We start from the raw sequence: 24608 nt of genomic DNA on the forward strand, positions 1-24608 counted from the left end.
TGCTTCAGCATACTCCATTTACCCGACCGGCGCTCACGGTGAGGCCACCCAGGGCTGTAAACGTTTCAGCCGCAAACTGTTGCTGAGGACGAAAACCGAAGACAGGCCCATAGCCACGCCGGCGAGCATCGGATTGAGCTGAATCCCCAGAGGGATAGCCACGCCGGCCGCCACCGGTATCAGCAGTATGTTGTAAAAAAAGGCCCAGAACAGATTCCCGCGAATGGTCCGCATGCTTTGACGTGCCGCCTGAATGGCAGTAATCACTCCGCCCAGATCGCCATGGGTGAGGGTGATATCCGCCGCTTCCATCGCGATATCCGTGCCCGAGGCCAGAGCCATACCTACATCCGCCTGCGCCAGCGCCGGTGAATCGTTGATGCCCTCGCCGACAAAAACCACCTTGCGGCCCTCTGCCTGCAGTCGACGTACGATCTCCGCCTTATCCTGCGGCAATACCTGCGCATAAATGTCGTCAATTCCCAATCGGCCGGCGATCACCCTGGCTGCGGCCTCCGCATCGCCCGTCACCATCGCCACCCGCAAGCCCAGTGTCCGGAGCGCCCGTACCACTTGAGCGGACTCCGGCCGAGCCACATCACTGATCTCCAGCAGCCCCAGTAGGCGGCCGTCCCTTGCCACCCAGACGATGGTCTGGCCGGTCTGCTGTAAATCGCCAGTGGAGAACCCCGCCATAACGACCCCCTGCTCATCCATCCACGCCAGCGTGCCGGCCAGCACCGTCACCCCGTCGACCCTGCCCTGCACACCCTTCCCTGGAACTGCCGTAAAATCACCCACTGCCGGGATATCCAGATGACGCTCCCCGGCGGCCGCCAGCACCGCTTGGGCCAAGGGATGTTCGGAGGCGCTCTCCACGGCGGCGGCCATCTGCAACAAATACGCTGGGTCCGCGGCATCGATCCGGGTCACCGCAGGACGCCCGTAAGTCAGGGTCCCGGTCTTGTCCAGACAAACCGTATCCACCGTCGCCAGAGACTCCAGTGCTGCCCCCTTGCGAAACAGCACGCCCAGCTCCGCGGCACGCCCCGTACCGACCATCACTGCTGCCGGAGTAGCCAGCCCCATCGCACAGGGACAGGCCACCACCAGCACCGCGACTGCCGAGAGCATGGCAAGGGTGATCGCAGGCGGTGGCCCGAACAACAGCCAGAAGAAGAAACTCAGCAAGGCGATCAGGATCACCAGTGGTGTGAAAATCCGCACCACCCGGTCTGCCAGACCCTGGATCGGCAGCTTGCCCGTTTGTGCCTGCTCCACCAGCCGGATGATCTGCGCCAGCACCGTACCCTGGCCCACCGAGGTCGCCCTGATCAGCAGGCGCCCTTCGCGGTTCACCGTGCCGCCCACCACCGGATCACCCTGTTTTTTGCGCTCCGGCAGTGGCTCACCGGTGAGCATGGCCGTATCCACATGGGAGTCGCCATCCACGACCACGCCATCCACGGGCAGACGTTCCCCTGGCCTGACCACCACCTGATCGCCCGGCACGACGGCGCCGATCGCGACCTGCAGCTCGGCACCGTCGCGCAGTACATGAGCTTCCTTCGCCTGCAGACCCAGCAACTGTTTGATCGCTGCGGAAGTCCTCCCCTTCGCCAGTTCTTCCAGATATTTACCGAAGAGCACTGCGGCAATCACTACCGCCGCAGAGTCGAAATAGATATGCCGGGCGCTGGCGGGAAACCAGGCCGGCGCGACAAGGACCAGCATGCTATACAGCCAGGCCGTACCGGTCCCCGTCGCCACCAGGGAATTCATGTCCGGGGACAGGTGGCGGTAGGCGAGGAATCCAGGGCGGAAAAATCGTCGGCCGGGGCCAGCCAGCACGATCGTCGCCAATACCGCCTGCACCCAGGCCCAGAACTGCGGGAAAGGCTCCAGGCCACTCAGCAGCCGATCCACTGCTGGAACCAGAGCCATGCCCATGGAGAGCAGTAGAATGGGGATCGCCAAGACCACCGCGAGGATCACGTCCCGGCGCATGGTGCGGATGGCCTGCGCTTTGCGGTCAGCGACGGCCACATCCCCCTGCACCGGGCGCGCCCCATATCCAGCCGCGGTCACTGCGGCGACCAGGGTGTTTTGGTCCACGGTATCCGGCAGATAACGCAGCGCCGCCCGCTCCGTGGCAAGATTGACCGTCGCCTCCAGCACCCCCGGCAGACGGCGCAGACTGCGCTCCACCCGCCCCACGCAGGACGCACAGGTCATCCCCTCGATCACCAGCTCCGTCTCTGCGATCACCGGCGTGTAACCGCTTTCTGCGATGGCGGTGATCAGCGCATCGGGGCTGATTTGCGCCGGATCGTACTGTACTGCGGCATGTTCCGTGCTTAGATTCACCACCGCCGCCCGTACCCCCGGCAAGCGGCTCAGGGTGCGCTCCACCCGGCTGCTGCAGGAGGCACAGGTCATGCCTTCTATCCCTATCTCCACGTCCACCATGAGTGCGCCCCCTGCCTTCCGGTCACCCGGCGGAGCCGGGCGGATACCTGATGAGGATCGTATCCCTCAAGTTACTTGTAATGTCAATCCCGCATACGCAGATACCATCCCATACCCGCCCTGCGCAAAACAGTTGATTTTAGCCGAAGGATGCTTATCATTTGCGCTCTTGCGCGCATTTCCCGGCGCCCGATGAGATTGCCCCTGGAGTGAACGATCGTGGATATCCGTCTTTCCCGCCGCGTGAATGCGGTGCGCCCATCCCCTACCCTTGCGGTCACCGCCCGTGCCCAGCAACTGCGTCGCGAAGGGAAGGATATCGTCAGCCTTGGTGCTGGCGAGCCGGATTTCGACACCCCGGAGTACATCAAGGAGGCAGCCATTGCCGCCATTCGGCAGGGCTTCACCAAATATACCGCCGTCGGCGGCACACCGGAACTGAAGGCCGCTATCATCGGCAAATTCGCGCACGACAACCATCTGTCATACCGCCCCGATGAAATTCTTGTTTCCGTCGGCGGCAAGCAAAGCTTCTTCAATCTTTGTCAGGCCCTTCTGGATGCGGGAGACGAAGTCATCATTCCCGCGCCCTACTGGGTATCCTATCCGGACATCGTACTTCTGGCCGAAGCGCGGCCCGTCATCATCGATACCGGTGCCAGCCAGTGTTTCAAGATCAGTCCGGAGCAACTGGAGGAAGCGATCACGCCCAACACCCGCCTGTTGGTCATCAACAGCCCCTCCAATCCCTCCGGCATGACCTACAGCCGCGCGGAATTGGAAGCCCTGGGTGAGGTTCTTCGCCGTTATCCCCATATCCTCATCGCCAGCGATGACATGTACGAGAAAATCCGCTTCCATGATGAAGAGTTCGTCAACATCGCCAACGCCTGCCCGGATCTGGCTCCACGCTGCATCATCATGAATGGCGTGTCCAAGGCCTATGCCATGACCGGGTGGCGCATCGGCTACTGCGCCGGCCCCAAGACGCTGATCACCGCAATGAATACCGTACAGTCCCAGAGCACCTCCAATCCCACCTCCATTGCTCAGGTGGCCGCCCAGGCAGCTCTGGAAGGTGGCGACAGCGCCATCCACGAAATGGTGCTGGCGTTCAAGCGGCGCCACACATATGTCTACAACCGCCTGAAAGTGCTGCCCGGCGTTGCCGCCATGCCCTCCGATGGTACCTTTTACAGCTTTCCGGGATTTCGCGAAGTCATGGCGGCGAAAGGCCTGCGGGATGATCTTGCCCTGGCCGAGGCCTTGCTAGGAGCCGGAGTGGCCGTCGTACCGGGCTCGGCCTTCGGCACTCCTGGCCACATCCGCCTGTCTTTCGCGACCAGCGACAAGAACCTGGAGATGGCCCTGGACCGCATCAGCGCTTTCGTCAACGCCTGACCACTCCTGTTAACCCGGCTCGCGTTAGCGCAGCCTCAGCCCCGCTCAGGAGCCGGGCTGAGGCCAACCGCCGCCGCAATCCGGCGGGCGCGCTCCCTGGCTTCCTCCACATTGTCGGCGCATGCAATGCCTACCCCGAGGCGCCTGAGTTTGCTGGCCGTCGGCTTTCCGAAAAGCCGCAGATCGCTTTCCGGCACCGCCAGCGCGGCCTCCAGCCCCGAATACACAGGCCCCCAACCAAGCCCCTTGCCGCGCACTACCGCCGACGCGGCCGGGCGCCGGAAACCCGGTTCCACCGGCAAACCCAGAATGGCGCGCAGGTGTAAGTCGAACTCACTTTGACGTTGACTGGCCAGGGTCACCAGACCCGTATCATGGGGACGCGGCGAGAGTTCGCTGAAGATGACCTCCGTGCCACGCACAAAAAACTCCACCCCATACAGTCCCCGTCCGCCCAGATTGTCGGTCACTCGTTGCGCCATCTTTTCTGCCTCCCGCAACGCGGTATCGCTCATTGGCTGCGGTTGCCAGGATTCCACATAATCACCGGCCTCCTGACGATGCCCCACGGGCGCGCAAAATATTGTCCCGAAGGCCGAACGCACGGTCAGCAGGGTAATCTCGAAGTCGAAATCCACAAAGCCCTCGACGATGATCCGCTGACCGCCCACCCGACCCGCCGTCTGCGCCTCCTGCCAGGCCAGCGCCAGCTCCGCCGCGCCGCGCACCACGGACTGCCCCTTACCACTGGAGGACATGACCGGCTTGATCACACAGGGAAAACCCAACGCCGCCGCTGCGTCTTCCAGTTCCGCCAAGGTTCCGGCGAAACGGTACGGCGATGTCGGCAAGCCCAACTCTTCCGCAGCGAGGCGGCGGATGCCCTCGCGGTCCATGGTCAGCTGCACCGCGCGCGCCGAGGGCACCACCGTTGCCAGACCCGTCGCCTCGATCTCCGCCAGCGCCGATGTCGCGATGGCCTCTATTTCCGGCACCACATAGTGCGGGCGTTCGTGTTTGACAACGGCCAGAATAGCCTCCGGGTCGGTCATATCCAGCACATGGGAACGATGGGCCACCTGCATGGCTGGCGCGTCGGCGTAGCGATCCACCGCGATGGTCTCTACCCCCAGCCGCTGCGCGGCGATGAGGAGTTCCTTGCCCAACTCGCCTGCACCGAGCATGAGCAGGCGGGTTGCGGAAGCGGAAAGTGGTGTGCCCAGTTGCATGGAAATTTCCTTCATAACAGTGAAACGGCGACATAGGGGCTTAAGCAGCTATACTGATGTTAACATTTTCGGGCAAACGTGTACGCAAAGGAGCGGATTATGGGCAATAAGGACATCGGGATGGTGGGCTTGGGCCGGATGGGCGCCAACATGGCACGGCGCCTACACCTGAAGGGCATGAAGGTCACCGCTTACAACCGCCATACCGAAAAAGCCACGGAGCTGGCCAAAGAAACCGGAATGCGCGCCGCCAGCAGTCTGGAAGCCCTCGTTCAGGCGTTGCCTACCCCCCGGGTCCTCTGGCTCATGCTTCCCGCCGGAGAGGTCACCCAGAGCCACATCGATTCCATTCTTCCCTTGCTGAGCAAAAATGACATACTGATCAACGGTGCCAATGCCTTTTATGAGGACTCCATTGCCCAATCCCAAAAAGTGGAGGCGGCAGGGATACGTTACATAGACGCCGGTGTTTCCGGCGGTATCTGGGGTCTGCAGGAGGGTTATGCTCTGATGGTCGGCGGCAGCCGGGAAGCCGTAGCCCAGGTAACGCCTTTTCTGGAGGCGCTGGCGCCGGCCGCCGACAAAGGCTGGTTGCACTGTGGACCCGTCGGCAGCGGTCACTTTGTCAAAATGGCCCATAATGGTATCGAATACGGCATGATGCAGGCCCTCGCCGAAGGCTTCGCCATTTTGCAGGGCAAAACCGAATTCGGGCTCGACCTCGCCAAGGTCGCCGAAATGTGGCGCTACGGCAGCGTCGTCCGCTCCTGGCTCCTCGACCTCACCGCCGACACCCTCACCAAAGATCAGGTGCTCGCCAGTATCGCGCCGATCGTGGCAGACTCCGGCGAAGGTCTGTGGACCGCGCAAACGGCCCTCGCACTGAAAATTCCCGCGCCGGTCATCACCCTCGCCCTGCAAATGCGCTGGGCTTCCCAGGGGCGCGACGACTACGCCGCCAGACTCCTGGCGATGATGCGCAACGAGTTCGGTGGTCACGCCGTGCAACAGGAGGCCTGAATGAGCGATTGTAATTGTCAGTTTGTCATTTTCGGGGCGACCGGGGATCTGGCCTGCAAAAAACTCCTCCCCGCACTGTATCACCTGCATTGTGCAGGAAGAATGCCCGACGAACTGCGCATTCTCGCGTTTGGCCGACGCCCATGGGATGAAAAGGGCTGGCAGGGTTTCCTGCATGAACAACTGGAAACCTATGCCAGCAATTATCAGGCCGATCACTTTGCCGATTTCTGCAAACATTTTGAATATGTGCGCGGGGAAATCCATGAGCCGGAATCTTTTAGCAGACTCCGCGCCCTGCTGACCCCGGAAGGGGCCGAAAAACCGGCAGGCACCATTTTTTATCTGGCCATTCGTCCCACCGATTTTATTCCGGTAGTACAACGTCTTTCCAGCGCCGGATTCAATCAGGAAGGTGACTACCGCATCGTCATTGAGAAACCCTTCGGGGATGATCTGGAAAGTGCCATGCAACTCAATGAGCAACTGCATAACCACTTCCGTGAAGACCAGATTTATCGTATCGATCACTATCTTGGCAAGGAAATCGTCCAGAATCTGCTGGTGTTTCGTTTCGCCAATCTCGCGATCGAGGCGATATGGAACCGTAATTACATCGACCACGTCCAGATTACCGTGGCCGAAGATATGGGCATTGAAAACCGGGCCGGATACTATGATCAGGCGGGTGCCCTGCGGGACATGCTGCAAAACCACCTGATGCAGATTCTTACGCTGATCGCCATGGAACCACCGCCCTCCCTGGAGGCGGACGCCCTGCGCGACGAAAAGGTCAAAGTCCTGCGCTCCATCCGCCCTATTCCCAAATCGGCCGTCACCGCCTATGCCATGCGCGCGCAGTATGGTCCCGGCGTTGTTCATGATAAGCACGTTCCCGGTTACCAGGACGAGGCGGGTGTCGAGGTCAATTCGGTCACCGAAACCTATGTCGCCGCCAAATTTTACGTCGACAACTGGCGCTGGCGGGGGGTGCCATTTTATCTGCGTACCGGCAAGCGCCTCGCCGATAAAACCTCCAGTGTCGCCATCCGCTTCCGACATACACCGCAACAACTGTTCCGCGAAACCAGCATCGAACGCATCGAACCTAACTGGATATTGCTTTCCCTGGAACCGGAGAGCCTTAAAATCGAGATACAGATCAAGGAACCGGGTCTGGAAATGCGTGTTCGCCCCGTGCAGCTCAACGCCTCCTACCGCAAAGACGGCGAACAGGAGTTGGATGCCTATGAGGCCCTGCTGCTGGACGTGATGGAGGGCGACAAAGCCTTGTTCATCCGCTTCGACGAGGTGGAGTGGGCATGGCGCGTCGTTGATCCCATCATCAAATCCTGGGGACGGGAAACCGACTACATCCTCACCTACCCGGCAGGTTCATGGGGACCGGACGAGGCCACCCGGATCATGGACAAGGAAGACCACTACTGGCGCAATCAAATCTGAGGAAAGATACGGCGGAGGCCTACCCTCCGTCGAAGCTGGCCGATGTCGTCCATTGTGAACAGCAAAAATGCCTTAAAACTCAACGGCGCCGAGACATGCCGCCAAAAAGCGTAGCCAACGGTCTACAATGGCGCCCTGCACCACGGCATCACAGGCGAGTGCATATTTACAAGTTATATAAACAATTCAGATGGCTATCATAATATGGCACGAGTTATGCTTATAACTCCGGGCACCCTTCGTATTCTGACGGTAAGGAGTCTGACCATGCATAAGCCCATTATTCCCGAGCGTAAGATCGAGCACCTTTCCGAAGTGATCAAGGCCATGTCCCACCCCTTGCGTTACAAGATCATCTGTCTGCTGGGACGCGGTGAGATGAGTATGCAGAGCCTCGTGAAAGCCATCAACACCAGCCATAGCAACGCCTCGCAGCATCTTGCCCTGTTGCAGGACAGTGGGTTGGTGCTGATGCGGCGGGTGGCCAGTCGCGTCTACTTTCGCATCCGCGATCAACGCACACTGAGCCTACTGGCCATGAGCCACCACGTTCTCACCTGACTTCAATCCAGCAATGACATGCCGCGCCGCAGGAACTTTGCGGCGCTCTCACCGGGTTCCGCTGTACCTAGAAAGCGGCGCCAAACTGCCGCACCGCTTTGCCCAAAGCGCAGTCCGTGTAGATGACGACTCAGGCGCGGCGCAGGCAACCCCTCTCCCCATCGTTCTGCATAGGCTATCAGGCCGGAAAGGATCACTTCTGGTTCCGGCAACGTTTTCCTGCGCCCCAGGGCACGTTCAATTTCTGCCAGCAGCAGGGGATGATGATAAGCGGCGCGCCCAAGCATTACTCCATCCGCTGCGGAAAACTGTGCGGTCACCGCCGCCAGGTCGTGGAAGCCCCCGTTGATCTCGATGGTCAGATGCGGCAGATCTTTTTTTAACTGATGCACCCAATCCCAGCGCAAAGGCGGCACATCACGGTTTTTCGCGGGACTCAGACCCTTGAGCCAAGCATTACGCGCATGCACGATGAAATGTCGGCATCCCGCCGTTGCGACGGTTTCCACGAAGGCACGCAGCGCCACGTAGTCCTCCTCACGGTCGAGACCGAGGCGGTGTTTCACGCTGACGGGTAGACCGCTTTCGCCCATCGCCGCCACCAGTTCGGCGACCAGATCGGGCGTCGTCATCAGACAGGCCCCGAAACTGCCCTTCTGCACCCGCGGCGACGGGCAACCCACGTTCAGGTTGAGACCGTCATAACCATAGGCACGCGCCATCCCTGCGGCGGCACGCATTGCTTGGGGATCGTCACCGCCCAATTGCAAAATCAAGGGATGCTCCGCCCCCGAGAACTCGAGAAAGCGCTCCGGATCACGGCCCAGCAACAGCGTGCTGGTAGTGACCATCTCGGTATACAGTACGCAGGAGGGGCATACCAAACGCAGAAAATACCGGCAGTGGCGGTCGGTCCAGTCGAGCATGGGGGCGACAGATAATATGCTATTTCTTGTTTTCTCTGCATTATTGTTGATTGTCATAGGGTTTCCTTGCTTTCCCTCTTTCCATAATATCGTTCATACGGGGCTTTTGTGCATCACCGAGAATGCGCGAGTCGGCAAAAACCGGCCGGCGAGGCCTGCAGGTTTCCCGCGAAGGGACTATCCTTCAGATCGACGCCACATGCCGCCCCATTCTGACAGGAGATGCACCATGATTTTTCCTCGACCATTTGCCATAGCTGCTCAGCGGCCGTGTGGCGGCCTTCCCCCAGCCTGCTGGAGTACACTCTGGTTCTGGGCCACCTTTTCTGGCACTAGTGAACAGATTGGCTGGTAACGCCCATCCCGTCGCCGAACCTTCCGGTTGGCTCAACAAAAATGTGTTGCTCCTGTCTTTATCGGCGTTCTTTGCCGACGGGGGCTATCAGGCGGTCACCGCTGTTTTCCCCCTGCTGATCATTTTTGGGATGAAAGAACCTCCCTATGTCTATGGCCTGCTGCTGGCGCTGGCCTTCGGCGGCGGATCCCTGTTCGCCTTCCTGGGGGGAATGGCCGGCGACAGATACAACAGAAAAACCGTAGCGCTCGCTGGCAATCTGCTCATTCCCCTGATGTCCATCGCTGGTTTTTTCTCCAATGTCTGGATCGTCGGCATCCTTTTTACCTTGGGCTGGTGGGCGCGTTTCTTCCGGACGCCGGCGCGGCGGGCCATGCTGGTGGAGGTATCCAAGCCGGAACACCGCGCAAAGGTTTTCGGGTTTCTTCATGCGCTGGATGTAGGGGGCGGTCTGGTTGCGGTGATCTATGCCATCATTCTGATCCTATACCATGTTTCCTACCACGACATCCTTCTCGTGAGCATTTTTCCCATTCTGATCTCCAGCGTCTGCCTAGCCTTCGTGCACTACGTGCCATTCGCGGCGGCTACGCCGTCCACAGGCACTGTCCCCGCCTCGAAGGTTCAGTTTCCCCAATATCCTCCGCGCATCAACCGGCGAGTCTTCCGTTTCGTGCTTCTGGCCGCGACGCTCTTCGGATTCAGTTACTACGCGCTGGGCTTCCCTATTCTTTCGGTGGCAGAGACACAGGCCAGCGCCGCACTGGGTGTCCTGACCTTCGGCATCTACCTGGGTTTTTCTTCTATAGCCGGCTACGTACTGGGGTCCAGCGCCCTGCGTCCTATCCGCGCCCTTTGGACGACCGGCTACGCCCTGGCCGGGGTGGGCTCCCTGATTATCGGAGTATCCTATCTGGTGGACTCCGGTCTCCTGCTGTTCTATGTGGGGGCAGCCGCGTTGGGAATCGCCACCGGAGCCGTTGAGACATTTGAACCGGTGCTGACCTCTTATCTGGTGCGGTCTGGCGATCTTTCTGGAGGGATGGGATTACTGAGCATGAGCCGGGCGCTGGGCTTATTCGTCTCGAATGTCATCATGGGGGTCATTTTTACGGCAGATCAACTGGATTCGTATCTCTACGCCTGTATTACGGCGATTCTCGGCGCCGGCATTCTGGCACTCACGGAACGCTGGCTACATCGGCAAAAGACGCTCTCCTCCGACTTTCGCTCCAAAGCGTCCTCGGAACCGTGACCGGCGGTCCAGCATATCTGGTTACCCGATGGCAAGGTGGCATATCTTGGCGTTGCGCTGAATAAAGCGCCTAACGCACGGGCCTGCCGCGTCCGCCACGCCGGCCACGACAGGCTTCCACACGATTTTTCCGCACTCCGCGCGGCAAAGGCTGATCATCCAGATAAACCAACAGGGATTGCAGAGTGGCCGATGTGCCCAGGGCAATCAGTTTGACCCCCTTACCCTTGGGTAGGTTTTTGACCTCGGTCAAAGGAAACAGCAGGCCACGCCCGTCTGAAGATAGACAGAACGCTTCCGCCTGAAGGTCGGTGACGCGGATCAAAGGCAGGGGGCGCTCCTTCGCGTCCAGGGTCAAGAAGGCCTTGCCCGCCCGGTTCCGGCCGGTCATGTTTTCCAGCGTGGTCAGGAATCCATAGCCACCGGTTCCAGCCACCAGCCAAAGGCTGTCGCCGGCGCCGCAGGCTACGCAAGCCAGCACGCCGCCCGGTTGAAAATCCACCTGGCTCGACACCGGAATGCCGTCGCCCCGCCCGCCCGGTATTTGCGCCACGGCTATGGAGTAAGCACGCCCCGAATGATCCAGCAGGACCAGAGTATCCACGGATCGCACCTCGAAGGCCTGCAACAAGGCATCACCTTCCTTGAAACCCAGGGTCGCCGTATCCAGCCCGTGGCCGGAGCGGGTACGCAGCCAGCCTTTTTGGGAGACGATCACCGTAACGGGTTCATCCGCAATGGCAGCGGCAATGGTCTGAATGGATTTGTTGGTGATGGCAGTATCGGCTTCCAGCAGGGTGCGACGATCATCGCCAAATTTTTGGGCGTCGGCCTGGATTTCTGCGGCGATCAATGCCCGCAGTCGCGACTCATCCTGCAGGAGTGCGCTCAGGTACGCGGCCGTTTCCCGTTTGTCGGCCAGTTCCTTTTCCAGTTCGATGCCGGCGAGTCGCGCCAGTTGCCGCAGACGAATCTCCAGGATATCTTCCGCCTGAATCTCGCTGAGGTCGAAGTGGGCCATGAGGTCGGCCTTGGGGTCGTCGGACTCGCGGATTACACGGATCACCGCATCAATATCCAGCAGCACCCGTAAACGACCTTCGAGAATATGAATGCGCGTCAGGGCCTTGTCGAGGCGGAACTGACTACGCCGCCGTACGGTAGTCACCCGATAGCGCACCCACTGCCGTAATATCCGGGGGAGCGGCATACACGGTGCTTTGCCATCCAGATCCAGCACCGTGAGATTCACCGACTGATTGGTTTCCAGCGAGGTGCGGGCCAGCAGGTAGGTCATCAGACTCTGCGGGTCCTGGTTGCGCGAGCGCGGCTCGATGACGATCCGCACGGCATGGGCCTTGCCCGACTCGTCGCGCACGGTATCCATCTGAGACAGCATGGCGTTTTTTGTCGTCTGCTGCTCCGGGGTAAGCGCCTTTTTTTTGCCTTCCCCTTTGGCTTGCGGGTTGGAAAGGGTTTCTATCTCCGAGAGGATTTGTGCGGTGGACACCCCCGGTGGCAGTTGCTGTACCGCGATACGCCACTCCCCGCGCGCCAGCTTTTCGACCTCCCAGCGGGCCCGCACCCGGATGCTGCCGCGCCCCGACAGATAGGCCTCGCGGATTTGCCCGGGCGTCGAGATAATCTGGCCACCGCCAGGGAAGTCGGGACCGGGAATCGATTGCAGTATTTCGTCATCGGCCATGTCCGGGCGCAGGACCAACTCCGCACAGACCTGCGCCAGTTCGCGCAAATTGTGGGGCGGAATCTCCGTAGCCATGCCGACCGCGATACCGGAGGCGCCGTTCATCAGTAGGAAGGGCAACCGAGCAGGCAAGGTGACGGGTTCTTCCAGTGTTCCGTCATAGTTGCTGCGAAAATCGACCGTGCCCTCGTCCATTTCTGCCAGCAGCAGTTCGGAAATGGGGGTCAGATTGGCTTCGGTATAGCGCATGGCGGCGGCCGAGTCGCCGTCCAGAGACCCGAAGTTGCCCTGCCCATCCACCACCGGGTAGCGCAGGGTGAAGTGCTGGGCCATACGCACCATGGCGTCATACACCGAAGTGTCGCCGTGGGGGTGCCACTTGCCGATCACCTCGCCCACCACCCGGGCGGACTTGACATGCTGTGGGGAGCGTTGCAGCCCCATGTCGCGCATAGCATAGAGAATTCGCCGTTGCACTGGTTTCTGGCCATCGGCCAGCGCCGGAATCGCCCGCCCGGTTACCACGCTCATGGCATAGGCAAGGTAAGCACGCGCGGCATATTCCGCGAGCGGCGGCTCCCCAGGTTCGCTAGGGTCCGGGGCGCCCTCCCCGGGTGGCGGAGGCGGTGGTGCTGGCGAGGCAGCAGATAACGCTGCGAGCCCCTGTACCGCTTCGGCTGATACCGGAGCAGGCGTGTCGTCGGTGACCGCCCCGGTTTCCGAGGGGTGCGCATTACCGATGAGATCAAAAAGATCCCGGGTATTATCCATGTCCGAAACTCCCCGTCTCAAATATCGATATCCGCCGTCCAGCCGTCCCGCTCCATCCATTCGCGACGCCCGCCGGCGGACTGTTTGGCCATCAGCAGGCTGAAGCGGGCATGCAGCGCCGCCTGATCGGCCGCCGTCATGGACAACGGGACGAGGGAACGGGTGTCGGGGCACATGGAGGTTTCCCAGAGTTGATCCGGGTTCATCTCACCCAGGCCTTTGAAACGCTGCACCGAGATGGCACTTTCCTTGACGCCTTCGGTGCGCAGGCGCTCTATCGCCGCGTCCCGCTCCGCCTCTGCCTCGCAGTAGATTTTACGGGCCTTGCCGCGCCAGGTGGTATCCACCCGGTATAAAGGCGGCTTGACCACGAATACATGGCCGCGTTGCAACAGCGCCGGGAAGTGCCGCAGAAACAGGGTCAGAATCAGCACCTGAATATGGCTGCCGTCCACATCGGCATCGGATAGGATCATGATTTTGCCGTAGCGCAGCCCGGCCAGCACCCGATCCGGGTCCGCCTGGAAACCGTGTGCCTCAATGCCCAGGGCTACCGCCATATTGTGGACTTCCTGGTTCTTGAAGATCTGGTCTGCGTCCACTTCCCAGGTGTTGAGCACCTTGCCCCGCAGCGGCAGCAAGGCCTGATATTCCTTGTCGCGCGCCGCCTTGGCGGAACCGCCGGCAGAGTCCCCTTCGACCAGAAACAACTCATTGCGCTGAATATCCTCACTTTCACAATCCGTCAGTTTGCCGGGGAGTGTCGCCAGCCCCGAGCCTTTCTTACGCTCGATTTTTTGCGCGGCGCGGGTACGGGCCTGGGCATTCTGGATCGCCAGATCCGCAATCGCCTTCCCCGCATCCGGATGGCTGTTGAGCCAGAGTTCCAGCGGATCACGCACGGTCTGCGCCATCAGCTTATAGGCGTCGCGGCTGGTAAGCTTGTCTTTGGTCTGCCCCTGAAACTGCGGGTCCAGCACGCGCGCCGACAGCACCAGCGCCATCTTCCCGGTAACATCATCCTGTACCAGTTTAAGCTTGGCGGGGACGAGACTGTGATGCTCCATGAAACTGCGCACCGCCTCGAAAACCCCGGCCCGAAAGCCCGACTCGTGGGTACCGCCGTCCAACGTCGGGATCAGGTTGACGTAAGTTTCCGGGTTAGGTGCGGCGCCGTTGATCCAACAGAGCGCCCAACCCGCACCCTCCCCTTTCGCAAAACCGTTACTATCCCCGTCCTGGTAGGAGGCTCCTGCAAAAATCGGAGTGGCCAGTTCGAGATCAGCGACGATTTCCGCGAGGTATTCCGCCAGACCTTCGCTATATTTCCAGACGACGGGTTCCTGCTCCGGGAGGGTGAGGCTCACTTGCAGACCAGGGAGGAGAATGGCCTTGGCGCGCAGGAGATGGGTGAGCTCGCGGATATTGATTTTGGCGGAGTCGAAATACTGCCCATCCGGCCATACCTGAACCCGCGTACCGTGGGTGCGCGGGCCGCAGTCCTCCAGCCGGGTCAGCGCCTCGCTCACGTCCCCCTGCGTAAACACCAGCCGATAGCGACCGTTTCCCGATCCCTGGGGGTCGCGGGTTTTGATCTCGACTTCCACCCGCTGGGACAGGGCATTGGTGACCGCCACGCCCACCCCATGCAAACCGCCGGAAAAGCGATAGGCTGACTCCAGGTCCGTCTTATCGAACTTGCCGCCTGCATGCAGGGTCGTGAAGGCCAACTCGGCCGCCGGACGAGACTCGCCGGACGGAATGCCGACGGGGATGCCGCGGCCATTGTCCTCGACGATCACCGAGCCATCGTCACGGACCGTCACGTCGATGCGCGTCGCCTGGCCGGCCAGGGCTTCATCGGCGGCGTTATCGATCACTTCCTGAATGATGTGGGTAGGGCAGGTGGTACGGGTATACATGCCCGGACGCAACTTGACCGGTTCGAGTCCCTTGAGGACGGTGAATTGTTCGGCGCTATAGCTCAAATGGTGGTTTCCTTCTGCCTCCCCCTATCATAAGGCTGAAAAGGCCGGATGGGCAGCCCTCTGGCGCCACGCGCAGTGGCCGCCATATGAGCTATTCCCTTTCATAGATCACCATGATGGTAAGCAGTCTAGACTATTTTTTGGCGATAGATGAAATGCAACCCCGATTGTTCGCGTCGGGAACGCAATATAATTTGTCCGCCCAACTGTTCGGCAATGGCGCGAACAATGGTTAAGCCCAGACCGCTCCCGTCTCCCGTTATACCGGGGATACGATAAAAAGGATCAAATATGCGTTCCGACTCCTCAGCCGGAATACCCGGCCCACTATCTATAACTTCCAACAGCGCATATTCCCCTTCCCGATAGGCACGCACGGTCACCTCGGAATTTTCCGGACTATAGCGCAAGGCGTTATCCGCCGCGTTGCGTAATAGGCTGTAAAAGGCGGCAGCGCTTCCCTGTACCCACAACGCCGTTGAGGCATCCAGTCCAAAATCTATTTTTTTCTGCTCTGCCAATGGATAAAGATCTTCCACTGTTTGGCGGGCGATTACCGCCAAGTCCACTGGCTCAAAGCTGGACGGGGCGGTCTGCTGCCGGGCCAGACCCAGTAACTGATCGAGCAAATGACGGGACCGCTCCAAGCCACTTTGCAAAGGCAACACGCGTTTTCGGCATTCCGAGAGAGAATCAGCCCGCTCCAGATTCTGCACCTGGAGCGACAATGCGGTTAACGGGGTACGTAGTTCATGGGCGGCGTCGGCAATGAATCGACGCTCTTGCTCCAGCAATATCCGAATCCTTTCCAGCAACCGATTGATGGCCTGAAGAAATGGGGCAATCTCCTCCGGCACTTGCTCTAGAGAAAGCGGCTCAGGACGATCGGCATTTTGCCGATCCATGACTTGGGCCAGACTCTGGATCGGGGCCAAACTACGCCGCACAATAACGTGCGAAAAAACAATCAACAAGGGCACCAAAAACAACAAGGGCAGCAGGGTGCGCCGTGCGCTGGCAATAGCCGCGTCGCTACGCAAATCGGTGGACTGGGCCACTGCCAATGCTTCACCAGGCCCCTGTCGCCGAACAAAAACCCGCCATTCCTGACCATCCACTGCAAGCGTATGAAAACCTGATGACAATTGCGGAGGAAGTTTCAGGGGAATATCCACCCCCTTGCAGTTTACCAGGCATAACGGCTCAACGACGATGCGCACATCCGAGTCGGCATCCACCGGCTGTCGACCATAGCGATAGGTATTCCGCCAGATCTGGGGAGGCACCAGTGCAGCGATCTGCTGCAGTGAGGCATCCTGGTAATCCTGTGCTTCATTCAGAGCCAGAAAGAAAGACGCCAATCCGGCAAACAATCCCATACAGACAATAGCGATACTCAACCCAATGGACAAGCGTCCCTGCAAAGAACGTTTCATGGCTGACGCGGGATCATCCAACCCGCGCCACGCACATTCTTGATGACTTTGGCACCGAGCTTCTTACGCAGACCGTGAATCAGAAAATCGATGCTATTACTCTCTACACCTTCGTCCCAGCCATACAGGCGCTCTTCGAGTTGCGCACGACTGAGTATGGAACCTGGACGTAGCAACAGTGCCTGCAATAAAGCAAACTCCTTATTGGTCAACAGGACACTGAGTTCTCCGATCTGCGCCGTGTGTGTGCTTAGATCGAGCTGCAGAGATCCGTTACCTAACACCGGCGAGCCCTGCCCGCCCTGACGACGGATGATGGCGCGCAAACGAGCCAGCAACTCGCTCATGGCAAAAGGTTTGACGAGATAATCATCAGCCCCCAAGTCCAGCCCCTCCACCCGATCCGTCAATGCGTCGCGGGCGGAAATAATAATGATTGGCAGGGAGTTACCTCCTGCACGCACACGTTGCAACAACGTGCAACCATCCAGTTTGGGCAAACCCAAATCCAGAAAAATGGCCTGATGTTCCTGATTGGCAATCGCCCGCAAAGCGGTTTCACCATCACGCACCCAGTCCACTGCATAAGCCGCGTCCCGTAGCGCAACTGAAATGGCTTCACCGATCATTCGGTCGTCTTCAACCAGAAGAATACGCATTTTTTAGTGCTTAACTCCCAAACAACTTGTAAAACCCGCCCCAAGGAGCGGGTTCACCCACTAAACACTATAGACCATCAATCCGCATGTTTGCCCTCAATCGAGTTCTCCAGAACGGCTCCGGTCCTGGCGTCAACGCCTACTTCGTGGCTGACACCACCCTTCTTGATGTCGAAAGAATATCGCAAGCCACTGCCACCTTTCTCCTTTTCCAGTTCCTGATCGGTGATCTTTCCAGGATACGCCCGCAAAGCAGTAATGCGTGCCTGTGCGATACTGATCTTCGCCTCGCCAGCCAATTCCTGACCGGTAAAAGCGTAAGCACCAAAAGCATACAGGAACAAAACCCCGCCCAAAATACCACTTGCCAACTTTGTAGACACCTTCATGATATCGCTCCTTTTTAATGAATTGAGATGCAGATGAATCCATTTGTCTCCATCTGTTCTCACTATACCCCCCCAGCGTTAGCGCAAAATTAGCGCGGATGGAGGCAGAAGAAGAGGCAAACGGGTTGCCGCACATCGAAGGTGACAGCCGCACCATCTACAGCGTAGGCGCCATGATGCGCAAGGCTCCGTGACCAGCCACATTCTGCAACGGGAAATAAACGCGATGGGTTTGCGGATCAACGGCCACGGAGTGCGCTTCATAGGCGAGATAATTACGTCCAAGCAATCGTAACTGCTTTCCTTTAAGTTGGAAGACCGCTACTACACCACTTTCGCTCGCGACATAAAGGCGTTGCAGCCCAGGGTCGAAAGCGAGCACGTCGGGATGCCGACCGGTTTTATGCACGGACAGCACATGCATGTCGCGCATGTTGAGGAGCAGCAGCCTGGCGTTGCCGTCGCAAGCAACGAAAGCGAGACGGGCTGGCGCGTCGATCAGCAGACTGTGGTCATGAACGCAGGTATCCGGCAGCCGATAACGCTGGACGATCGCATTGCTGCGCGGATCGATCGCCACAATCTCGTTACGGGTCTGCACATCAGCGAATACCAACTGGCTAACGGGGTCGTATTGCGAGTTGCCAACTTCGCCACCCATGGCAATGGTGGCGACCCGCCGGTGGTTGCGGGTGTCAACCACCGTTTCGGTCTGTCCCGTCTCGTCAGAGATGAACAGCTCGTGTACCTTCGGCGCGTAGGCCATGCCATCGGGGTGAACACCGGTGGGCACATGGGCGATGATGTGCAATGTCTTCTCGGAAATGACTTCGAGTTGGTTGATCGCGGTCGCATTCGCAAATACTTCATCCAGTTCTGGTACCGCCAGCACCCCATGCACAGCAGGAACGCCCTTGATATTCGCAATGACGCGGTTGTTGCGCAAATCGACTACATCGACACTGTCTGCCCCAAGATGGGAAATAAACAACAACTGCCTTTGCGGATCAATCGACTCATAGTCAAAGCGATTGGTATCTTTTTTCAACGGGGCTTTTCCGGTTGACTGCTGATCGATCGGCACATAGGCCTGATCAGGCTTGCCGGGAAGGGGAAGATCGGCATGAACCACCCTGAGCGGCAAGACGGACATATTCTCTGCGGCCGCGGTAACGGTTCCGAGCAGCCCCGTACTCAACAAGGCTGCGACCATGATGTAACGAACTGTACGCATATATCATCCCTATGAGGTTGAAAATCAGGTGGTGAAAACCCATTAACCTTTTTTGAAAACCCTTTCCAGCCACGCATAAATCCCAGGCATCACCACCAGTACCAAGGGGATTTCGGCCAGCAATCCCGAAATAATCGCGATGGCCAAAGGTGCCTGCATTTGTGCCCCGGCACCCAACCCCAAGGCCAGCGGCATGAGGGCCAGGATGGCGATGATGGCGGTCATCAGCACGGGCCGCAGCCGTGCTTTTCCGGCCCGCACCAGTTCGTGTCGCTCCGCAGACTGCGCTTCCGCAAAAAAGAAAATCGCCGTTTCCGTCACAATGCCGACGATCATGGTTATCCCGATCATGGCCGTGATATTGCGCTCCGTGCCGGTCAGCCATAGACCGATAAACACGCTACCCAGGGCCAGGAGAGCGGTGGCGAGAATACTCAGGACCACGGTAAAACGCTCATAGAGAAACAGGAGCAACACCGTCACCAGCAGAATCGCAGCCAGCAGCACCAGCGCCAGTTCGCGCATGGATTGCTGCTGTTCGCGGTATAATCCGCCATATTGCAGGTAGACCCCTTGGGGCAACTGCACATGGGCCAGACGGGCCTTAACTTCGCCCATCACCGTGCTCATCGCCCGCCCTTCGATACGGGCCGTCACCGCGACCATGGGCTTGAGGTTTTCCGAGTTCAGTTCCGCCTGTCCGGATTGCGTACGAATTTCTGCCACCTGCCTCAAGGTCAGATAATGCCCATCAGGGGCAATAATAGGGAGTTGCCGCAGGCGATTGATTTCATTCCAGAGTGCATGGGGAGCGCGGACTCGGACCCCGATCATTTCCTGGCCTTGGGGTATCCGGCTAACCACGCGACCTTCCATCAGGGTTTGCAACTGATTGGTGACCTGACCGGGGGTCATTCCGGCAAGAGCGGCCTTCACCGGGTCCACGTGAATATCAACGGCGTCGCCAGCAATGGTAATCCCGTCAAACACCTCGACAACGCCCGGCACCTGGCGGATTTGTCCGGCCACTTGCCGGGCCAGCTTTTGCAGGGTTTGGGAATCCGCACCGAAGAGCTTGATTTCGATAGGCTGGGGCACGGCGGTTAAATCTCCGATGAGGTCCTCCATCAGTTGTCCCGTTTGCACCCGCAACCCCGGAACCTGATTATGAATCTGCCCGCGAACCGCCTTCATCACCTGCCATATGGAATGCTGTCGCTGCGCCTTGAGGCGGATGAAAAAATCTCCAGTGTTGGCTTCCGTGATGCCGCCTCCCAACTGCAGGCCCGTTCGCCGTGAATAACTGGCCACATCCCGGTTTTTGGCGAGAATCTGCTGAACCTGATCCAGCAGCCGATCCGTTTCCGCCAAAGAAGTACCGGGGGCAGCGTTATAATCCAGTACAAATCCACCCTCGTCCATCGCGGGCATGAAACCGCTGCCCACCTGTGTGTAAGACCATCCACCCAAAAGTAGAAAGGTCAGTACGATCAAGGATAAAAATAATGGCCGTTGCAGCAATCTCTCCAGATATTGTCCATAAATGTTGCTGAACCAGGCCAAAAAGCGTCCCTGATGCTCCGCCTGCTCGGCATCCCGAGGCCTCAGGAGCAGATCGGCGAGGAGTGGCACCGCCAGGTAAGCGACCAGAAAGGACACCAGCAGAGCCGCAGCGATGGAAATGGCCAATGCTTGGAAAAAAGCACCGGTCACCCCGGACAAAAATGCCAGAGGTGCAAAAATGATGATGGTTGCTGCCGATGAGCCCGCCAGCGGTTTACTCATTTCCAGTGCCGAGTGCAATACCGACACAGGCTCACCCTCAGCCGGATGTTCGGTGATGCGGCTCATGATGTGTTCGAGCATCACTACGGCATCATCTACCACCAAGCCCACGGCCGCTGCCATCCCGCCCAGCGTCATGATGTTGAAACTCTGGTGCATCACAAAAAGGATGAGCACACTGGCGAGGAGCACACTGGGCAACACTATGGCGACAATGAAGGTCAGGCGCAAATTCCGCAAAAACACCAACAGCACCATGGCCGCCAAACCCGCTCCAACAAAAATGGCATCACGCACGCTGGATGCGGCGGCGGTAATCAGCTGACTCTGATCGTACCAGGTACTCAGGCTTATCCCCGCCGGAATGCTCTTGGCATCCTTGCGCAACAAGGTACGGATAGCATGATCGATGGCCACCGTATTGGCACCGATCTGTTGCTTGATATTGACCAGCACGGCATTTTTGCCATTGGCCGTCACCGTGGTCCACTGGGGTACCGTTCCCACCCGGACCTGAGCAACATCCGCAAGATCCACGACCCCGGCAACACCGGTCTTGAGCACGATATGACGGATATCCTGCACATTCTTCAGAGGGCTTTCACTCAGAATCTGATATAGGCGATAGTGGCGCTGCAAACGACCCACGGCGGTAATGACATTGCCGTTGCTCAGCGCCCGTTCCACATCCGCAGGCCTCAGGCCGTAACTCTGCAGGCGCATGGGATCCACCACCACCTGATATTCCTCGCGCGCCCCGCCCTGCACCTCCACCTGCGCCACGCCGTGGATGGTGAGCAGCAGCGGCCGCAGGTCATATTCGGCATAGCGACGCAGGGCGACGGGATCCAGATGATCCGATGTCAGGGACAGCCCGAGAACAGGAAACACCGTCGGGTCCATCCGCCGAGCAGTAAAACGGGTATCCGGCGGCAGGACCGGCATCTCCTTGTTTACTGCGGATTCTGCCTGCAACAGGGCTTCCGTCATGTTGCTTCCCCAGGCGAACTGCACCGATACATCCGCAGCGCCACGCGCTGTGGTAGAACGAATGCGCTCTACACCGGGGACCGCCCGCAATGCCTGCTCCAACGGCCGGGTGACAGCGATTTCGGTCTGTTGAATGGGCATATTCCCGGAATTTACAGTTACTTCGATACGTGGGAAAACCACATTGGGAAACAGGGCTACCGGCATTTTCATGGCGGACAGCAAACCTGCAAGCACGAGTACCAACAGCAGAAACAGCAGCGAGCGACGATGCCGTAGTAACCAGGCACCCATCAGGATTTCCCTTCTACCCGCAAGGCCATTCCTGCTTTGAGCTCGTAATTGCCGAGACTCACCACCGCATCACCTACGCTGAGCCCTTGCTTCACCGCAATCCAGCCTGCCTGCTGCCAACCCGTGTCAATCCAGCGTTTTTGGGCTTTACCGGCCACATCCACGAAACAATAGGACCTGCCGTCCTGCTGCAGAACGGCGCTTTCCGGGACCGCGATGACCCGTCGGTGGTGCAGGATGATTTCCGCTTGCAGCATGGCTCCCGGCAACAAATCAGGACTGGCGGGCAATGGCACCACCACCTGGGCAAGTCGGGTTTGCGGATCAATCTGGCTATAGATCTGGCTGACTTTTCCCTGCACCGGCGCCTGCCCCCCATATACGGGAAGCAGGCTCACCGAATCCCCCACATGAATACGCGGCAAGATCCCCGGTTCCACTCCCAACAAAACGCGCAGGGCATTTCCTGTACTCAGGCTGAGCAAAGGCTGACCAGCGGGGACGAGGTCACCCTGATGCACATGCACGATGGTCACTACCCCATTGATGGGCGCGGACACCTGCCCGTTTTTCAGTTGTTGCAGCCGCAACTGGATGTCCTGCAGAGCCGCCCGCGCACGAGCGAGGGATTGATCCGCAGTTTGCAGTTGGGTATTGGTCGCCAGTTGGCGCTGACGCAGGTTCGCCACCCGTTGCTGGTCGGCAATAGCGAATTTCAGGCCAATTTCCGCCTGCTTCAGCTGCAGTTGATCACTAACCGAGGGTTGTACCTGCAGCATGGGTTGCCCCTGCTTTACCCGCTGCCCGGCGGCCACCAGTACCTGGCTGACTAGGGTTTCGGCTGGCAGCACGATGGTTCTGCCATCCTCCGGCGCAAACTCTACGGTACCATAGACACGAAGCTGATCCGCCATGGACATCATTCGCGCCGGCGTGACTTTTACCAGGGCGGAAACCTCTGCCTCGGCAGATCCCGCAAGCAGCAAGCACAGGCAGCATCCCCATGCCAGGATTTTTCCGCCCGAAAACCGCGTTCTCATTTCCGACTCCCCCAATCTGAATAAGGTAAACCGACCGCCATTTCCAGCGCTGCCTGCTGGGCAGCGTAGGATTCCTGTAGCGCCAGCCATTGCAGGCGCTTCGCCAGGGATTGGCTGCGTACGGTCTCATAATCCAGCAAAGTCACGTTGTGTTCCGCAGCGGCCCTACGTAATCGGTTTTCGGCCTTCGCCAGTTCCGGAACCTGTTGCTGCAGGGGCTTGATTTCCTGTGCCAGGCGGCGGAGATCCGTCACCAGTCGAAAAATGTCGGCGCGCGTCTGAAACAGACGGGCGGTATAGGCTGCCCGGAGCTGCGCGCGGGTAGCCTCGCTTTCCGCAATAACCCCACGGTTCCGGTTCCAGAGGGGAATATCCAGCGTCAAACTTGGGCCGTAGCTTTGCACATTGGAGGTATCGGCGGCCCTATTGAAGCCAATGGTGAAGCCTGGGTATTGGCCGAGAATGGCACGTCGTACCCGGGCTTCCTGCGCCTGATAGCCAGCCCGCAGCGCCAGCAGATCAAGCCGATGCTTGTCGGCCAAGGTTACCAGAAACGCGGCATCGGGCAGGCTGGGCCAAAGCCGCGGGGGCGTTATGCTGATCGCCATTTTCGGTGGCAGGCCAATGGATTGGTCGAGATTCTGGCGCAGGGTGGTGACCTGTCGACGCAAGGCGAGAGCCCGATCCTGACTATCCAGCCAGGCAATCTGCCGTAATGTTGCGGTGGTGATGGTGGTGTCGCCAAGACGTAAATTTTCAGCGGAGGCTCGATACAATTTCCCGGTGGTCTTGGCTGCCGCTTCCGCTACCTCTTCCTGCGCCCGCAGATAATAAAGCTGACGGGCAAGAACGCGCGTATTACCCGCTTGCATCCACTCCTGCCAGGCGACCTGATATTGCACGGACTTTTGCTGTGCGTGGGCAATATCCAGATTGGCAGAGCGGGTAAACAGACTGGCGAGGCTCCAACTCAAACCCATGCTATAGGCATTGTAATAACCGGCTGCGACATTAGTGGGCAAGTCCGCACTGAGTGACAGTTGGGGATCGGGAAGCAAACCGGCCGCAAAAACCTGGGCCTGGGCGACTCCCAGATTGGCCCGCATGGCACGCAACTGTGGGTTGAGCAACACGGCGATCGCCCCAAGATCCTCGCCAGAAAATGGCCCATGCAAATTTATCGGCTGGGCATGGGGGTGCATCCGCGCCAGCGCCGCTGCCATTTCCCGATGCACATCCTGCACAGAGGATAGATGTCCAGGCAAGGGTGCTGCCTGATAACTCGCACATCCGGCCGGCAGCAACATCAGGCTGACCAGGATTGCAGGCCATAATCGAAATGCCATAAACCCTATGCTCCCTGAAGGGTGAAAACCCGTGATGGAATGGGCATATTACTTACCCCTCCATCAGTGTCTCATGATTGAATTAGGCGAAACTTAGGATATCGCCCCAACCCGCGCACGACATCCCGTCCCGCTGGATCTTTCCTACCCGGCCTATGGATAAAGATCGTCCACTATTTGGCGGAGAATTACCGTCAAATCTACGGGTTCGAAGCTCGATGAGGAGGTACCCTGCAGAGTAGCCAAACCCGTACATCATCCATGAGCGGGTTGATAAACATATGCGGCATG

At 59.0% G+C, this 24608-nt stretch carries 17 protein-coding genes; 5 read left to right on the forward strand and 12 right to left on the reverse strand.

Features of this window, described 5'->3' with window-relative positions:
* Nucleotides 1-33: 33 nt before the first annotated feature.
* Nucleotides 34-2469: a copper-translocating P-type ATPase gene (locus tag F6A13_RS08620; RefSeq protein ID WP_113525523.1), complete on the reverse strand. Its 2436-nt coding sequence runs from the start codon at nucleotides 2467-2469 to the stop codon at nucleotides 34-36.
* A gap of 219 nt (nucleotides 2470-2688) precedes the next feature.
* On the opposite strand from F6A13_RS08620, the gene F6A13_RS08625 reads away from it, so the two are divergent.
* Nucleotides 2689-3870 carry a pyridoxal phosphate-dependent aminotransferase gene (locus F6A13_RS08625; RefSeq protein WP_113525522.1) on the forward strand — a complete coding sequence of 394 codons (1182 nt, stop codon included), beginning with the start codon at nucleotides 2689-2691 and terminating at the stop codon, nucleotides 3868-3870.
* A 35-nt stretch (nucleotides 3871-3905) separates the two neighbouring features.
* Here F6A13_RS08625 and purT read toward each other — a convergent pair whose 3' ends face one another.
* Complete coding sequence (gene purT, locus F6A13_RS08630) at nucleotides 3906-5105, reverse strand: formate-dependent phosphoribosylglycinamide formyltransferase (RefSeq protein WP_404813012.1); 1200 nt, start codon at nucleotides 5103-5105, stop codon at nucleotides 3906-3908.
* Nucleotides 5106-5198: 93 nt separating this feature from the next.
* Here purT and gnd point away from each other — a divergent pair, with 93 nt between their 5' ends.
* From gnd to F6A13_RS08645, 3 genes are all read left to right on the forward strand, one after another.
* Entirely contained in the window at nucleotides 5199-6119 is a 921-nt protein-coding gene (gene gnd, locus F6A13_RS08635; RefSeq protein WP_151528150.1) for a phosphogluconate dehydrogenase (NAD(+)-dependent, decarboxylating), read from the forward strand.
* Nucleotides 6120-7583, forward strand: coding sequence for a glucose-6-phosphate dehydrogenase (gene zwf, locus F6A13_RS08640; RefSeq protein ID WP_126605631.1), 1464 nt, complete (start codon nucleotides 6120-6122; stop codon nucleotides 7581-7583).
* Nucleotides 7584-7850: 267 nt separating this feature from the next.
* On the forward strand, nucleotides 7851-8144 hold the full coding sequence (locus F6A13_RS08645) for an ArsR/SmtB family transcription factor (RefSeq protein WP_113525518.1): 294 nt from the start codon (nucleotides 7851-7853) through the stop codon (nucleotides 8142-8144).
* A gap of 2 nt (nucleotides 8145-8146) precedes the next feature.
* On the opposite strand, the gene dusA is transcribed toward F6A13_RS08645, so the two are convergent.
* A complete protein-coding gene (dusA, locus tag F6A13_RS08650; protein WP_151528151.1) occupies nucleotides 8147-9127 on the reverse strand; it encodes a tRNA dihydrouridine(20/20a) synthase DusA in 981 nt (326 codons plus the stop codon).
* A gap of 278 nt (nucleotides 9128-9405) precedes the next feature.
* Between dusA and F6A13_RS08655 the strand changes: the two genes are divergently transcribed.
* A complete protein-coding gene (locus tag F6A13_RS08655) occupies nucleotides 9406-10680 on the forward strand; it encodes an MFS transporter (protein WP_172959307.1) in 1275 nt (424 codons plus the stop codon).
* A 70-nt stretch (nucleotides 10681-10750) separates the two neighbouring features.
* Here the strand turns inward: F6A13_RS08655 and parC are convergent, their stop codons facing one another.
* The 9 genes from parC to F6A13_RS08700 form a co-directional block, all read right to left on the reverse strand.
* On the reverse strand, nucleotides 10751-13156 hold the full coding sequence (gene parC / locus F6A13_RS08660) for a DNA topoisomerase IV subunit A (RefSeq protein ID WP_126604177.1): 2406 nt from the start codon (nucleotides 13154-13156) through the stop codon (nucleotides 10751-10753).
* A 17-nt stretch (nucleotides 13157-13173) separates the two neighbouring features.
* On the reverse strand, nucleotides 13174-15144 hold the full coding sequence (locus tag F6A13_RS08665) for a DNA topoisomerase IV subunit B (RefSeq protein ID WP_126604178.1): 1971 nt from the start codon (nucleotides 15142-15144) through the stop codon (nucleotides 13174-13176).
* 128 nt (nucleotides 15145-15272) lie between these two features.
* Nucleotides 15273-16580: a sensor histidine kinase gene (locus F6A13_RS08670; protein ID WP_113525512.1), complete on the reverse strand. Its 1308-nt coding sequence runs from the start codon at nucleotides 16578-16580 to the stop codon at nucleotides 15273-15275.
* Entirely contained in the window at nucleotides 16577-17239 is a 663-nt protein-coding gene (locus F6A13_RS08675) for a response regulator transcription factor (RefSeq protein ID WP_126604179.1), read from the reverse strand. The genes F6A13_RS08670 and F6A13_RS08675 overlap by 4 nt, the downstream gene beginning before the upstream one ends.
* Nucleotides 17240-17316: 77 nt before the next feature.
* On the reverse strand, nucleotides 17317-17628 hold the full coding sequence (locus tag F6A13_RS08680; RefSeq protein ID WP_113525510.1) for a PepSY domain-containing protein: 312 nt from the start codon (nucleotides 17626-17628) through the stop codon (nucleotides 17317-17319).
* A gap of 157 nt (nucleotides 17629-17785) precedes the next feature.
* A complete protein-coding gene (locus F6A13_RS08685; protein ID WP_225981774.1) occupies nucleotides 17786-18781 on the reverse strand; it encodes a YncE family protein in 996 nt (331 codons plus the stop codon).
* A gap of 123 nt (nucleotides 18782-18904) precedes the next feature.
* Nucleotides 18905-21931 (reverse strand): efflux RND transporter permease subunit, encoded by a 3027-nt coding sequence (locus F6A13_RS08690; protein WP_151528153.1) that lies wholly within the window; start codon nucleotides 21929-21931, stop codon nucleotides 18905-18907.
* Nucleotides 21931-22971, reverse strand: a complete 1041-nt coding sequence (locus F6A13_RS08695) for an efflux RND transporter periplasmic adaptor subunit (RefSeq protein WP_126604182.1) — start codon at nucleotides 22969-22971, stop codon at nucleotides 21931-21933. The genes F6A13_RS08690 and F6A13_RS08695 overlap by 1 nt, the downstream gene beginning before the upstream one ends.
* Nucleotides 22968-24317 carry a TolC family protein gene (locus F6A13_RS08700; RefSeq protein WP_151528154.1) on the reverse strand — a complete coding sequence of 450 codons (1350 nt, stop codon included), beginning with the start codon at nucleotides 24315-24317 and terminating at the stop codon, nucleotides 22968-22970. The genes F6A13_RS08695 and F6A13_RS08700 overlap by 4 nt, the downstream gene beginning before the upstream one ends.
* Nucleotides 24318-24608: the final 291 nt, after the last annotated feature.

The sequence above is a fragment of the Acidithiobacillus sp. 'AMD consortium' genome (assembly GCF_008926505.1).
GTDB lineage: Bacteria > Pseudomonadota > Gammaproteobacteria > Acidithiobacillales > Acidithiobacillaceae > Acidithiobacillus > Acidithiobacillus ferridurans.

What these genes read in the sequence shown, in the direction of transcription:
- F6A13_RS08620 (WP_113525523.1), bottom strand. Translation starts at nt 2,469, where the DNA reads ATGGTGGACGTGGAGATAGGGATAGAAGGCATGACCTGTGCCTCCTGC.
- gnd (WP_151528150.1), top strand. Translation starts at nt 5,199, where the DNA reads ATGGGCAATAAGGACATCGGGATGGTGGGCTTGGGCCGGATGGGCGCC.
- zwf (WP_126605631.1), top strand. Translation starts at nt 6,120, where the DNA reads ATGAGCGATTGTAATTGTCAGTTTGTCATTTTCGGGGCGACCGGGGAT.
- F6A13_RS08645 (WP_113525518.1), top strand. Translation starts at nt 7,851, where the DNA reads ATGCATAAGCCCATTATTCCCGAGCGTAAGATCGAGCACCTTTCCGAA.
- dusA (WP_151528151.1), bottom strand. Translation starts at nt 9,127, where the DNA reads ATGACAATCAACAATAATGCAGAGAAAACAAGAAATAGCATATTATCT.
- parC (WP_126604177.1), bottom strand. Translation starts at nt 13,156, where the DNA reads ATGGATAATACCCGGGATCTTTTTGATCTCATCGGTAATGCGCACCCC.
- F6A13_RS08670 (WP_113525512.1), bottom strand. Translation starts at nt 16,580, where the DNA reads ATGAAACGTTCTTTGCAGGGACGCTTGTCCATTGGGTTGAGTATCGCT.
- F6A13_RS08675 (WP_126604179.1), bottom strand. Translation starts at nt 17,239, where the DNA reads ATGCGTATTCTTCTGGTTGAAGACGACCGAATGATCGGTGAAGCCATT.
- F6A13_RS08680 (WP_113525510.1), bottom strand. Translation starts at nt 17,628, where the DNA reads ATGAAGGTGTCTACAAAGTTGGCAAGTGGTATTTTGGGCGGGGTTTTG.
- F6A13_RS08685 (WP_225981774.1), bottom strand. Translation starts at nt 18,781, where the DNA reads ATGTCCGTCTTGCCGCTCAGGGTGGTTCATGCCGATCTTCCCCTTCCC.
- F6A13_RS08690 (WP_151528153.1), bottom strand. Translation starts at nt 21,931, where the DNA reads ATGGGTGCCTGGTTACTACGGCATCGTCGCTCGCTGCTGTTTCTGCTG.
- F6A13_RS08695 (WP_126604182.1), bottom strand. Translation starts at nt 22,971, where the DNA reads ATGAGAACGCGGTTTTCGGGCGGAAAAATCCTGGCATGGGGATGCTGC.
- F6A13_RS08700 (WP_151528154.1), bottom strand. Translation starts at nt 24,317, where the DNA reads ATGGCATTTCGATTATGGCCTGCAATCCTGGTCAGCCTGATGTTGCTG.